The organism is Azospirillum sp., assembly GCF_035627195.1.
Classification (GTDB): domain Bacteria; phylum Pseudomonadota; class Alphaproteobacteria; order Azospirillales; family Azospirillaceae; genus Azospirillum.
The window spans coordinates 20846-33613 of sequence record NZ_DASPMG010000086.1; the positions used below are offsets into that span (position 1 = coordinate 20846).

A 12768-nucleotide genomic window follows, 5' to 3' on the forward strand; every position below is an offset into this window, starting at 1 on the left:
CCATGCCGGGACCCGCACCCGCCGAACCCACCATCTTCAGCCGCATCATCGCCGGCGAGATCCCCTGCGCCAAGGTGTACGAGGACGAGGCGACCTTCGCCTTCATGGACGCCGGGCAGCTCAACCCCGGCCACGTTCTGGTGGCGCTGAAACGGCCGGCGGCGACCATCCTGGACCTGAGCGAGGACGAGGCGGCGGCGCTGTTCCGGACGGTGCACAAGGTCGCCCGCGCCGTGCAGGACGCCTTCCGGCCCGAGGGCATCACCATCCTGCAGGCCAACGGGGCGGCGGGCTGGCAGACGGTGCCGCACATCCACGTGCACGTGCTCCCGCGCCACGCGGACGACGGCGTCGGGCTGGTGTGGCCGCGCAAGAACCCGCCGATGGACGAGCTGAAGGCGCTGGCCGCCCGGATCAAGGCCTGAAGATCAGGGCCTGAAGATCAAGGTTTGAAGAAGAAGGTTTGAAGCGTGACGGCGCGGGAATGGACGGCTATATAGTCTCCGGCGGAATCCGGAGCTTGGCATGACCCGTTACCTGCGCCTGGGCGTGAACATCGACCACGTGGCGACGCTGCGCAACGCGCGCGGCGGTCGCCACCCGGACCCCCTTCGCGCCGCCCGCATGGCGGCGGAGGCCGGCGCCGACGGCATCACCGCGCACCTGCGCGAGGACCGGCGCCACATCCGCGACGACGACGTCGCCCGCCTGATGGCGGAGATCGCGCTGCCGCTGAACCTGGAAATGGCCGCCACCGACGAGATGCTGGGCATCGCGCTGCGCCACCGGCCGCACGCCTGCTGCATCGTGCCGGAGAAGCGCACGGAGGTGACGACCGAAGGCGGGCTCGACGCCGCCGGCGGCAAGGCGCACCTGAAGCGCTTCGTGCAGGAACTGGGTGCGGCAGGCGTGCGCGTGTCGCTGTTCATCGACCCCGACGAAGCGCAGCTGGACGCCGCGCGCGAGCTGGGTGCCCCGGTGGTCGAGCTGCACACCGGTTCCTATTGCGAGGCGCCCGAGGGCTTCGACCGGCAGGCCGAGCTGCAGCGCCTCGTGCGCGCGGCGGCGCACGCCGAGGCGATCGGCCTGGAATGCCACGCCGGGCACGGGCTGGACTACGACACCGTGGGGCCGGTGGCCGCCATTCCCACCGTCGTCGAGCTGAACATCGGCCATTTCCTGATGGGGGAGGCCGTGTTCGTCGGCCTTCCCGCGTCGCTGGGCCGCATGCGCGCGCTGATGGACGCGGCCCGGCCCGGCGCCGTGCGTCCGGCGCGCTGACGGCCGCAACGTCGCTTGCTCCTTTCACACCGCCGTTGAGAATCGAAAGCACATGGCCTTGATCGAAAAGAAGAAGGAAGCCGGCGGTATCGGCGAGACGCTGAAGACGGTCTTCTACGCCGTCCTCATCGCCTTCGGCGTGCGGACCCTAGCCTATGAGCCGTTCAACATTCCGTCGGGATCGATGATCCCGTCGCTCCTGATCGGCGACTATCTGTTCGTGTCGAAGTTCTCGTACGGCTACAGCAAGCACACGGTCGCCTTCGGCATGCCGGCCTTCGAGGGGCGCATCCTGGGCCACATGCCCGAGCGCGGCGACGTCGCCGTCTTCAAGCTGCCGCGCGACAACAAGACCGACTACATCAAGCGCGTCATCGGGCTGCCGGGCGACAGCATCCAGATGATCGGCGGCGTCCTGCACATCAACGGCAAGCCGGTGCAGCGCGAGCGCATCGACGACTACGTCAGCAAGGACCCGCTGGGCCGCGAGGTGCGCGCCGCGCAGTACCTGGAGACGCTGCCCGAGGGGCGCAAGCACCGCATCATCGAGGAGACCGACCGCGGCCCGCTGGACGAGACGCCGGTCTACAAGGTGCCGCCCGGCCACCTGTTCATGATGGGCGACAACCGCGACAACTCGCTGGACAGCCGTGTTCCCAGCATGGTCGGCTACGTTCCCGTGGAGAACCTGGTCGGCCGGGCCGAGTTCCTGTTCTTCTCGCTGGCCGAGGGCACCCACTTCTACGAGGTGTGGCGCTGGCCGTTCGACCTGCGCGTGAGGCGCCTGTTCCAGGGTGTGAGCTGAATTGGCGCCGGTTGAGGAGGATCCGATGGGGTCCGATCTGGACGACACTGGCTTGGACGGGTTGGCGGCGGCGCTGGGGCACCGCTTCGCCGACATCGGCCTGCTGGCCGACGCCGTGACGCATCCCAGCCTGATGGGCCTGGAGCGCAGCGGCAAGGGCGTGGCCCCGGCGCAGGGGCCGGGCATCGCGTACGAGCGGCTGGAGTTCCTGGGCGACCGGGTGCTGGGCCTGTGCGTCGCCGACTGGCTGCTGGAGCGCTTCCCGGACGAGCGCGAGGGCTCGCTCGCCAAGCGGCACGCCGCCCTGGTGCGGCGCGAGGCGCTGGGCACGGTCGCCGACGCCATCGGCCTTGGCGAGCACCTGCGCCTGTCGCCGGCCGAGGCGTCGGGCGGCGGGCGCAGCAACCGCACCATCCTGGCCGACGCGTGCGAGGCGGTGATCGGGGCGCTGTTCCTGGACGGCGGGCTGGAGGCGGCCAAGCGCTTCATCCGCACGGCCTGGGCCGGCATGATCGACCGCGCCGACGTGCCGCCGGTGGATCCCAAGACCGCGCTTCAGGAATGGGCGCAGGGACGCGGCCGGCCGTTGCCGGTTTACGAGATGATCGAGCAGACGGGGCCGGCGCACGAGCCGGTCTTCCGTGTGCAGGTGCGCGTCGAGGGAGAGGGGCCGGTCACCGGTTCCGGCTCGTCCAAGCGCGCGGCAGAGAAACAGGCGGCCAGCCTTCTGCTGGGCCGGTTGGGTGTGCCCGGCGCAGGCACGGGCGGGGAGTGAACGATGACCGACGACACCCATGACGACACCCATGACGACGACTTCGAGGGTGACGATGATTTCGGCGGCGCCGGCACGGTGCCGGAGCACCCGCGCTGCGGCTTCGTGGCGCTGGTGGGCGCGCCCAACGCCGGCAAGTCGACGCTGCTGAACGCGCTGATCGGTGCCAAGGTCTCCATCGTCAGCCCGAAGGTGCAGACCACGCGCTCGCGCGTGCTGGGCATCACCATCGAGGGCGACAGCCAGCTGATCTTCGTCGACACGCCGGGCATCTTCACGCCGAAGAAGCGGCTGGAAAAGGCGATGGTGCACGCCGCCTGGCAGGGCGCGCAGGATGCCGACCTGATCGGCGTGCTGTTCGACGCCACCCGCCGCGGCATCGACGACGACACCCGCGGCATCATCGACCGGCTGAAGGAGCAGGGGCGCGAGGCCATCCTGATCCTCAACAAGATCGACCTCGTCCGTCACCGCGAGGTGCTGCTGCGCCTGACGGAGGACCTGAACCGCGACGCGCCCTTCACCGACACCTTCATGGTGTCGGCCGGCACCGGCGACGGGGTGGCGGACCTGCGCCGCGTGTTCACGGAGCGGGTGCCGGAGGGTCCGTGGCTCTATCCGGAGGACCAGATCTCCGACATGCCCATGCGCCTGCTGGCGGCGGAGACCACGCGCGAGAAGCTGTTCCAGCAACTGCACCAGGAACTGCCCTACGCCGCCACCGTCGAGACGGAGACCTGGGAGGAGTTCCAGGACGGTTCCGTCAAGATCCGGCAAGTCATCTACGTGCAGCGCGAGAGCCAGAAGGCCATCGTGCTGGGCAAGGGCGGGGCGCGCATCAAGCACATCGGGCAGGCGGCGCGCACGGAACTGGAGGCGTTCCTGGAGCGCCGCGTGCACCTGATGCTGTTCGTCAAGGTGCGCGAGAACTGGACCGAGGACCCCGAGCGCTACGAAGCCTGGGGCCTGGAGTACGATCCGAAGTGACGCTTCACCCCGACCCGCGCGCCAGCTCCAGCAGGCGGTCGCGCGCGGGGCGGGGTGGGCGCTCGCGGTCGGCGCCGCGGCGGCTGCGGTAGGTGGTGATCGCCACCGTGATCCAGGTGGCGTGGAAGATCACGCCGGCGAGGATGACGATCTGCCCGGGCACGGGGCCGATCATCGCGCGCTCCCACACCTCGGCCAGCGTGGTGATGGGTTCGGGGTGGATCAGCAGCTTGCCGGCGTAGGCCACCACCTGGATGCCGAAGATCCAGCCGTAGTTGCGTCGCAGCCGCCGCCCGGCCGCCTCGACGAAGGTGATGTGCAGGTTCGGGTGGCGGTAGTCGTGGTGGAGGATCTCGTTCCACCCGTTGTCGGCCCGCGCCCCCTGGCCCAGCAGGATCGGGCCGAAGAAGTGGACTTCCAGGATGTGCGCGCGGATGCGCCAGAAGTCGAAGAAGCGGTAGCGCCGCGCCTCGATGTAGAGGAACACGGCGACCAGCAGTCCGACGAGCACCAGCGGCAGCGGCGAGGCCGACGCGCTGGAGAAGGTCAGCGACAGCGCGATGCCGGTGGTGACCACCGCCCAGTTGGTGGTGGCATCCAGGCGCGTGCGCCAGACCGTGCTGCGGTAGATCTCCGCCCGGTAGAGGTGGGCCAGCGCGCCGATGTCGGCGGCGTTGAAATGCGTCCTGGTGACATGGGTGACGTCGTCGTCCATGGCTCGCGTCCCTCCCAAATGGCCGCGCACGTTCATGCCGATGGCGGGCCTTGGAAGGAAAGGTGAGTGCGCCGGGCCGCTCCGGCAAACGCGCCTTGCCTTATGCGCCGCGCAGCGGCACCACGGAGGCGGTGGGTGGGACACCGGTGTCGCGGTAGATGTCGGCCATGGCAATGCGGACGTCCACGGCCGGCAGGTCGACGGTGTCGTCCGCCGCCCGGTAGCGGCGGTAAGCCCAGCCGTCTGCGGAGCGGGTGTACACCTCCACGAGTTGCGCTTCCTGCGACACCAGGACGAACTGCTGAAGGAACGGGGCGTCCAGGTAGTTCTGCTGCTTGACCGTGCGGTCGCGCCGTTCGGTGCCTTCCGACAACACCTCGACGATCACGACGGCGTCCGCGACCTGCGTCTCGCGGCCGTCCACGGGCGAGCAGGTGACGAGCACGTCCGGATAGGCCGAGAACGCGTCGGTCCGCAGCTTCACGTTCTCGCTCTGCACCCGGCAGCCGCGCGGCCGGGATTCGGCGGCGAGGGCGGAGCGGATGTTGAAGACGAGGTCATTGTGGCGGACGGTGCCGCCGGCCATGCCGGCGGGTTCAGCGTCCATCGGCCAGACGTCGCCGTCGAAGAACTCGTGGCGATCCACCTGCCGCTCTTCCCAGGCGACGAATTCATCGACGGAACCGAAGCGCCTTTCGGCGATGCTGCGACCGGCCACGGCACCCTCCCTCGTACCCACCGACGATAGGGCGTGCCGCGTGTCCCTTCAAGGCGCCGCCATCAGCACCCCGCCATCAGCGCCCCATCATCAGCGTTGTGCCGCCTGCGGCGCGATGGCGCTGCGCTTGAGGACGCGGGCGCCGAGCGCGGGCACCGGAACGGTGCCGGTGACGGTCAGCGTCTCACCGGTCAGCAGGTCGGTGAGGCGGCCGCCGAGCGCCGCCGCGTCGGCCGGGGACAGCGCCACGTCACGCGGCACCTCGCTCCAGTTCAGCAGGACCAGGACCTCCTCCTCCGGCGTGGCGCCCGGGCGGCGGTAGGCGAGTACGGAGTCCGTGTCCGATGTCGCCACCGGCGACAGGGCGCGGCCGCGCAGGGCGCCGTGGCCGGCGCGCAACGCGATCAGGCGCTTGTAAAGGCCGGTGAAGCCGTTCGGGTCGTCCCAGCCGATCACCTTGTGGGCGCCGTAGGGCTCGTACGCCGCCCCCACCTCGTCGCCGGTGTAGACCAGCGGCAGGCCGGGCAGGGTCATCAGCATGGTGGCGGCCAGACGCGCACGCTCGACGCCGTGCCGGGTGATGAAGCGCGCACCGGTGTCGTTGTTGTTGAGGAAGCGCATGACCGGCACGGCCGGATCGGCGTGCGCCAGCGCGGCGCGCAGCCGCGCGGCCGTCGGCGTGCCGGCGCCGAAGGCGTCGTGCCACGCCCATTGGCCGAGCTGGTCGGTCCAGTCGTAGGCGGCGTCGAAGCCGTTCCGCACGTACCACGGATCGCGCGCGGTCGATTCGGCGAGCAGCAGCAGGTCGGGGTTCATCCGCTTCAGCTCCTCGCGCAGCTGCGGCCAGAACTCCGGAGCGCGTTCGCGCACGGCCCAGCTGGCGTCGACGCGGAACCCGTCGATGCCCACCTCGCGCACCCAGAAGGCGAAGGCCTCGGTCATGTAGCGGCGCACGTCCGGAGCGTCGTAGTTCAGGTTCTTCAGGTTGGTCCAGTCGAAGTAATGGGTCACGGCGCCGTCCGCGCCGCGGTCGAAGAAGTCGTGGTAGGGGGACTGAGGCCCGCGCGCCGCGGCGTCGGCGTGGTAGGGGTGCTGCTCCGCCAGGTGGTTCGGCACGAAGTCCATCAGCACCTTCAGGCCGCGCGCGTGGGCGGCACCGACCAGCGCCTTGACGTCGCCGAGGCTGCCGTAGCGGTCGCGCACGCCGAAATGGTCGGTGACGGCGTAGCCGAAATCCTCGCCCGGAGCGCCGGTGACCGGCGACAGCCACAGCGCGGTGACGCCCAGCGCGGCGATGGCGTCCAGGCGGGCCGTCACTTCGGCCAGCCCGCGCGGGCCGAACAGGAAGGGCACGACGCCGTAGACGACGGCGCCCTCCATCCATGCCGGCGCCTCGCGCCTCAGGTCCGGCGCCTCCGCCCGGCCGCCGCGGACACGGAAGAGGGCCGTGGCCGAGTCTTCCCGGCCGAGCGCATCGACCACACGCATACATATATAATAGTCACCGTCCTTGTCCGGCGTTTGCAGGACGAGGCGCCTGGCGGTGGCTGGCGACTCGTCGAGCGGCACGTCGCCCTCCGCCGCGAACAGCGGGGCGGGGTTGCCGGGGCGGGCGCGCCATTCCGCGCGGACGACGGGCGCGGCGCGTCCCGCAGCCGGCTCGCTGCGGCCGGAGTCGAGCGTGAGGCCGGCACTGGTGACGGACACGCGAGGCCACGCCTTCGGCAGGTCACGCGGGCGCACCGTCCAGGTCTGGGTGGTGGAGGCGGTCTCGCCGGCGCCGTCGCGCCGGCACAGCGCGCGCACCGTGTTGGCGCCCTCGTGCAGGGAGACTTCGGCGAAGAAGCGCGCACCGTCGCGCTGCGCCGGGACGATCCCGCCGGGCGACGCGACCAGCACCTCGTCGCAGACGTCCGGTGCCGCGGTGCCCTCCACGAGGCGATCGAAGGTCCAGGAATCGCCGCCGTCCCCGTTCAGCGTGACCGCCGGGCCGGAGGCGCCGGCCGCGGCGGGCGCCAACAGCAGGGCCAGGACGAGCGGGCGGGCGAGCGAGCGGGCGAGGGGATGCATGCGGGCCGTCCGGCTGTGATCATCGGAGCCGGCAGCCTCGGCTTTTATGGTTAACGAAAGGTTGCCGCGACGGCGGTCAGGCCGGGCCGCTGATTCGCCGCACATCGCCGCGCGTGAAAAAGCGACTCGACTTCGTCTTTTAAAATAGTTTGTTGGGGAGGCGGACGTTTTTATTGAGTGCGGGCTAATATTTCGAGTGCGGGCCAATGACGTGGCGACTCGTTCCGGCCGTCCGCGCCGCCGGGCCTTCGTGCCGCACCCCGCGGCGTCGAGGAACTGAGGTTTGCAAGCGCGGCCTGTGCTATCGTGGTGGTGCGTACGAACGGCGGAAAAGCGCAACCGATAAGAAGGCCCGACGGGGCGACGGAGGAAAGCGTGATCGAGGAACAGCCGATGGGCGACGAGCGGCGACTGGGCGACCGGATCCTGTACGCCCTCGAACTGGCGCTGGAACAGAAGGACCTGGACGTTTCGGAACTGCTCGCCAAGGCGCTGGAGGCGACGCTGACGCGCTTCGGCGGCCCCGACGCCGTGGACAAACGCGACCTGCCGGAACGCATGCTGGCCGCTTTCGACGCGCTGGACCGGCTGCGGCACGCCGAACTCGGCGACTGAATTGGCGTGTGAAGGGCGGAGAGAAAAAATTTTGCGTTTTGGTGATTGACAGGGTGGGGCGGGGCGGATAGAAAGCGCCCCACCGAACGACGCCACTCGGTTCGGCGGTCTTCTTCAAAAAGCCTCGCGGCCAGGACGAAGCGACCAAGTAGAGGGCAATTGCGCGGGTGTAGCTCAGTTGGTTAGAGCGCCGGCCTGTCACGCCGGAGGCCGCGGGTTCAAGTCCCGTCACTCGCGCCACTCTCTCTTTTATCCTTTTTTTCAAAAACTTCTTCTTGAAAGCCGCTGACGCGCGAGCCATTTCTGGTTCGCGCGTTTTGTGTTGTGCGGCGCATTGTCGCTGCGACGGAATTGATTCAAAGCGCTTTCCTTGGGCAGACAACCGGCCTATATTGCGCCGCGTCTGACGGGCTAATCCAGTCTTATACCACCACGGCGTGGCGCGTCGGCCCCCTTCCGGGCCGGTTGCGGCGTGCGTGGTTTGGTCCATGGGAGGACTGCGGTGACCAATCCGCTGATCTATGAATACCTTCCGATCCTGGTCTTCCTGCTGATCGCCGTGGCCCTTGCCGCCGTCATGGTGGTGGCCTCGTGGGTGATCTCGCCGAAGGCACCGGACGCGGAGAAGGTCTCCCCCTACGAGTGCGGTTTCGAGCCGTTCGAGGATAGCCGCACGAAGTTCGACGTGCGGTTCTACCTGGTCTCCATCCTGTTCATCATCTTCGACCTCGAAGTCGCCTTCCTGTTCCCCTGGGCCGTGGCCCTGGGCGACATCGGCATGTTCGGCTTCTGGTCGATGATCGTGTTCCTGGGCGTGCTGACCATCGGCTTCATCTACGAATGGAAGAAAGGAGCTCTGGAATGGGAGTAGAGGCCGCCAAGCTGGCGCCGATTCCGCCCGGACCGGAACAGGACGCCTACCTGCGCGCCGTCACCGAGGAGATCCAGGAGAAGGGCTTCATCCTCGCCAAGTACGAGGACGTGCTCGCCTGGGCCCGCACGGGGTCGCTGTGGCCGATGACCTTCGGTCTGGCCTGCTGCGCGGTGGAGATGATCCACGCCTACATGAGCCGGTACGACCTGGACCGGTTCGGCGTCATTCCGCGCCCCAGCCCGCGCCAGTCCGACTGCATGATCGTGGCCGGCACGCTGACCAACAAGATGGCCCCGGCGCTCCGCAAGGTCTACGACCAGATGCCGGAGCCGCGCTGGGTCATCTCCATGGGCTCCTGCGCCAACGGCGGCGGCTACTACCACTACAGCTACTCGGTGGTGCGCGGGTGTGACCGGATCGTGCCGGTCGACATCTACGTGCCCGGCTGCCCGCCGACGGCCGAGGCGCTGGTGTACGGCATCCTGCAGCTGCAAAAGAAGATCCGGCGCGGCAACCGCATCGCCCGCTGACCGAAGAGAAGGACTAGGCAGCATCCCATGTCCGAAAACGCGCTCAAGGAGCTCGGGGATCACGTCGCCTCCCAGTTGGGCGACGACGTCCTGAAGGTGGAGCTCAAGCTCGGCGAACTGATGATCACGGTCCGCCGGCCCTCGATCGTGAAGGTCCTGACCTTCCTGCGCGACGACGCCAAGTGCCGGTTCGAGCAGCTGGTGGACGTCACGGCTGTGGACTGGCCGGAGCGCGCCGAGCGCTTCGAGGTCGTCTACAACCTGCTGAGCGTGTCGCAGAACCGGCGCATCCGCGTGAAGCTGTGGACCGACGAGGACACGCCCGTCCCCACCGTCGTGCCCGTCTTCAGCCTGGCCAACTGGTTCGAGCGCGAGACGTGGGACACCTACGGGGTGTTCTTCGCCGACCATCCCGACCTGCGCCGCATCCTCACCGACTACGGTTTCGAGGGGCACCCGTTCCGCAAGGACTTCCCGCTCACCGGCTACGTCGAGGTCCGCTACGACGAGGACCAGAAGCGCGTGGTGTACGAGCCGGTGCGCCTGACGCAGGACTTCCGCACGTTCGACTTCCTGAGCCCGTGGGAAGGCATGACCAACGTCATGCTGCCCGGTGACGAGAAGGCCCAGGACCAGGGGGGCAAGCCGTGACTGTCGCCACTTCCGTGAGCCCGACCGCGACGCAGTCGGCCAAGACGCAGATCAAGCCGTACACCATGAACTTCGGGCCGCAGCATCCGGCGGCCCACGGCGTGCTGCGCCTGGTCATGGAGCTGAACGGCGAGGTGGTCGAGCGCTGCGACCCGCACATCGGCCTGCTGCACCGCGGCACCGAGAAGCTGATGGAGTACAAGACGTACCTCCAGGCGCTGCCGTACTTCGACCGCCTCGACTACGTCTGCCCGATGTCGATGGAGCACACCTATGTGCTGGCCATCGAGAAGATGCTGGGCATCCAGGCGCCGGAGCGCGCGCAGTACATCCGCGTGCTGTTCGCCGAGATCTCCCGCATCCTCAACCACCTGCTGACGATCACCACCGGCGCGCTCGACGTCGGCGCGATCACGCCGGCGCTGTGGGGCTTCGAGGAGCGCGAGATCCTCATGGAGTTCTACGAGCGCGCCTCGGGTGCGCGCCTGCACGCCGCCTATTTCCGTCCCGGCGGTGTCGCGTGGGACATCCCGAAGGGCCTGGACGAGGACGTCTGGAACTTCACCGAGCGCTTCCCGAAGTTCATCGACGACATCGAATCGCTGCTGACCGAGAACCGCATCTTCAAGCAGCGCACCGTCGACATCGGCATCGTCAGCAAGGAGGAGGCTTTCGACTGGGGCTTCTCCGGCCCGATGCTGCGTGGCTCCGGCGTGGCGTGGGACCTGCGCAAGCAGCAGCCCTACGAGGTCTACGACAAGCTGGACTTCGACATCCCGGTCGGCCTGACCGGCGACTGCTGGGCGCGCTATCTGGTGCGCATGGAGGAGATGAAGCAGTCGCTGCGCATCATCCGCCAGTGCATCAAGGAGATGCCCGACGGTCCGGTGCGCGTGCAGGACCGCAAGGTGTCGCCGCCGCCGCGCGGCGAGATGAAGCGCTCGATGGAAGCGCTCATCCACCACTTCAAGCTCTTCACCGAGGGCTTCCACGTGCCGGCCGGCGAGACCTACACCGCCACCGAGGCACCGAAGGGCGAGTTCGCCGTGTACCTCGTGGCCGACGGCACCAACAAGCCGTACCGGTGCAAGATCCGTTCGCCCGGCTTCGCCCACCTTCAGGGCCTCGACTTCATGTCGAAGGGGCACATGCTGGCCGACGCGGTGGCGAACATCGCGTCGATGGACATCGTCTTCGGAGAAATCGACCGATGAGCGCGCACGCTTCGGTCCCGGCGAACGAGCCGGCCACCTTCGCCTTCAATCCCGAGAACATGGAGCGGGCGAAGCGGATCATCGCCAAGTACCCGGAAGGCCGGCAGGCCAGCGCCTGCATGCCGCTGCTCGATCTGGCCCAGCGCCAGAACGACAACTGGCTGCCGCGCGTCGCCATGGACTACGTGGCCGACCTCCTGGGCATGCCGCGCATCCGCGTGTACGAGGTGGCGACCTTCTACACGATGTACAACAAGACGCCGGTCGGCAAGCACATGATCCAGGTGTGCACGACCACACCCTGCTGGCTGCGCGGCTCCGACGACATCGTCGCGACCTGCGAGCACAAGCTGGGCATCCACGTCGGCGAGGTGTCGGACGACGGGCAGTTCTCGCTGCACGAGGTCGAGTGTTCCGGCGCCTGCGTCAACGCGCCGGTGGTGCAGATCGGCGACGACTACTACGAAGACGTGTCGCCCGAGCACATGGAAAAGATCATCGACGCGCTGAAGCGCGGCGAGACGCCGAAGGCCGGGTCGCAGATCGGCCGCCGCTCCTCCGAGCCGGTGGGCGGGCCGACGACGCTGAAGGCCTTCTGTGGCGAAGCCGCCACCCAGGGCGACGACTGAGGGGGGCCGGGAGCATGCTTCGCGACGAAGATCGGATCTTCACGAACCTCTACGGCTTCCAGGACTTCGGCCTGGAGGCCGCCAAGCGCCGCGGCGACTGGGACGGCACGAAGGCCATCCTCGCCAACGGCAAGGACTGGATCATCGAGCAGGTCAAGGAATCCGGCCTGCGCGGGCGCGGCGGTGCGGGCTTCTCGACCGGCATGAAGTGGTCCTTCATGCCCAAGAACGTCACCGACAAGCCGGTCTACCTGGTCATCAACGCCGACGAGGGCGAGCCGGGCACCTGCAAGGACCGCGACATCCTGCGCCACGATCCGCACAAGCTGATCGAGGGCTGCCTGATCGCCGGTTTTGCCATCGGCGCCTGCGCGGCCTACATCTACATCCGCGGCGAGTTCTACAACGAGGCCTCCAACGTCCAGGTCGCCATCGACCAGGCGTACGCGGCGGGCCTGATCGGCAAGAACGCCTGCGGCTCGGGCTATGATTTCGACGTCTACATCCATCGCGGTGCGGGTGCCTACATCTGCGGCGAGGAGACGGCGCTCATCGAGTCCATTGAGGGCAAGAAGGGCCAGCCGCGCAACAAGCCGCCGTTCCCGGCCATGGCCGGCCTCTATTCCCGCCCGACGACGGTGAACAACGTCGAGTCCATCGCGGTGGTGCCCACCATCCTGCGCCGCGGCGCCGGCTGGTTCGGCGGCCTGGGCCGTCCGAAGAACACCGGCACCAAGCTGTTCTGCATCTCCGGCCACGTGAACAAGCCGTGCAACGTGGAAGAGGAGATGGGCATCCCGCTGAAGGAGCTGATCGAGGGCTGCCTGATCGCCGGTTTCGCCATCGGCGCCAGCGCCTGCTACATCTACATCCGCGGTGAGTTCTACAACGAGGGCTCCAACGT

General features: G+C 68.4%; 15 protein-coding genes and 1 tRNA gene. 13 read left to right on the plus strand and 3 right to left on the minus strand.

Features of this window, described 5'->3' with window-relative positions:
- Window positions 1–2: 2 nt before the first annotated feature.
- The 5 genes from VED21_RS07665 to era all read left to right on the plus strand — a co-directional run bounded on the left by VED21_RS07665 (window position 3) and on the right by era (window position 3848).
- The gene (locus VED21_RS07665) at window positions 3–425 is read left to right on the plus strand and encodes an HIT family protein (protein WP_324881738.1); all 423 of its coding nucleotides are present in this window, start codon (window positions 3–5) and stop codon (window positions 423–425) included.
- 100 nt (window positions 426–525) lie between these two features.
- Window positions 526–1281 carry a pyridoxine 5'-phosphate synthase gene (locus VED21_RS07670; protein WP_324881739.1) on the plus strand — a complete coding sequence of 252 codons (756 nt, stop codon included), beginning with the start codon at window positions 526–528 and terminating at the stop codon, window positions 1279–1281.
- A gap of 52 nt (window positions 1282–1333) precedes the next feature.
- Window positions 1334–2086: a signal peptidase I gene (gene lepB / locus VED21_RS07675; protein WP_324881740.1), complete on the plus strand. Its 753-nt coding sequence runs from the start codon at window positions 1334–1336 to the stop codon at window positions 2084–2086.
- 25 nt (window positions 2087–2111) lie between these two features.
- Complete coding sequence (gene rnc, locus VED21_RS07680) at window positions 2112–2861, plus strand: ribonuclease III (RefSeq protein WP_324881741.1); 750 nt, start codon at window positions 2112–2114, stop codon at window positions 2859–2861.
- A gap of 3 nt (window positions 2862–2864) precedes the next feature.
- The gene (era, locus tag VED21_RS07685; RefSeq protein WP_324881742.1) at window positions 2865–3848 is read left to right on the plus strand and encodes a GTPase Era; all 984 of its coding nucleotides are present in this window, start codon (window positions 2865–2867) and stop codon (window positions 3846–3848) included.
- Window positions 3849–3852: 4 nt separating this feature from the next.
- Here the strand turns inward: era and VED21_RS07690 are convergent, their stop codons facing one another.
- From VED21_RS07690 to VED21_RS07700, 3 genes are all read right to left on the minus strand, one after another.
- The gene (locus VED21_RS07690) at window positions 3853–4563 is read right to left on the minus strand and encodes a DUF2270 domain-containing protein (protein ID WP_324881743.1); all 711 of its coding nucleotides are present in this window, start codon (window positions 4561–4563) and stop codon (window positions 3853–3855) included.
- A gap of 100 nt (window positions 4564–4663) precedes the next feature.
- Window positions 4664–5281, minus strand: a complete 618-nt coding sequence (locus VED21_RS07695) for a Uma2 family endonuclease (protein WP_324881744.1) — start codon at window positions 5279–5281, stop codon at window positions 4664–4666.
- Window positions 5282–5371: 90 nt separating this feature from the next.
- Window positions 5372–7351: an alpha-amylase family glycosyl hydrolase gene (locus VED21_RS07700; protein ID WP_324881745.1), complete on the minus strand. Its 1980-nt coding sequence runs from the start codon at window positions 7349–7351 to the stop codon at window positions 5372–5374.
- A gap of 375 nt (window positions 7352–7726) precedes the next feature.
- Between VED21_RS07700 and VED21_RS07705 the strand changes: the two genes are divergently transcribed.
- The 8 genes from VED21_RS07705 to nuoF form a co-directional block, all read left to right on the plus strand.
- Window positions 7727–7966, plus strand: coding sequence for a hypothetical protein (locus tag VED21_RS07705; RefSeq protein ID WP_324881746.1), 240 nt, complete (start codon window positions 7727–7729; stop codon window positions 7964–7966).
- A 163-nt stretch (window positions 7967–8129) separates the two neighbouring features.
- Window positions 8130–8206, plus strand: a tRNA-Asp gene (locus VED21_RS07710).
- A gap of 262 nt (window positions 8207–8468) precedes the next feature.
- Window positions 8469–8837 carry an NADH-quinone oxidoreductase subunit A gene (locus VED21_RS07715; RefSeq protein WP_324881747.1) on the plus strand — a complete coding sequence of 123 codons (369 nt, stop codon included), beginning with the start codon at window positions 8469–8471 and terminating at the stop codon, window positions 8835–8837.
- A complete protein-coding gene (locus tag VED21_RS07720) occupies window positions 8807–9370 on the plus strand; it encodes an NADH-quinone oxidoreductase subunit B family protein (protein ID WP_324881748.1) in 564 nt (187 codons plus the stop codon). The genes VED21_RS07715 and VED21_RS07720 overlap by 31 nt, the downstream gene beginning before the upstream one ends.
- Before the next feature lie 27 nt (window positions 9371–9397).
- Window positions 9398–10021, plus strand: coding sequence for an NADH-quinone oxidoreductase subunit C (locus VED21_RS07725; protein ID WP_324881749.1), 624 nt, complete (start codon window positions 9398–9400; stop codon window positions 10019–10021).
- A 65-nt stretch (window positions 10022–10086) separates the two neighbouring features.
- Window positions 10087–11235 carry an NADH-quinone oxidoreductase subunit D gene (locus tag VED21_RS07730; protein WP_324881754.1) on the plus strand — a complete coding sequence of 383 codons (1149 nt, stop codon included), beginning with the start codon at window positions 10087–10089 and terminating at the stop codon, window positions 11233–11235.
- Window positions 11232–11864: an NADH-quinone oxidoreductase subunit NuoE gene (gene nuoE / locus VED21_RS07735; protein ID WP_324881750.1), complete on the plus strand. Its 633-nt coding sequence runs from the start codon at window positions 11232–11234 to the stop codon at window positions 11862–11864. The genes VED21_RS07730 and nuoE overlap by 4 nt, the downstream gene beginning before the upstream one ends.
- A 14-nt stretch (window positions 11865–11878) precedes the next feature.
- A partial coding sequence (gene nuoF, locus VED21_RS07740) for an NADH-quinone oxidoreductase subunit NuoF (protein ID WP_324881751.1) occupies window positions 11879–12768 on the plus strand: 890 nt, incomplete at its 3' end.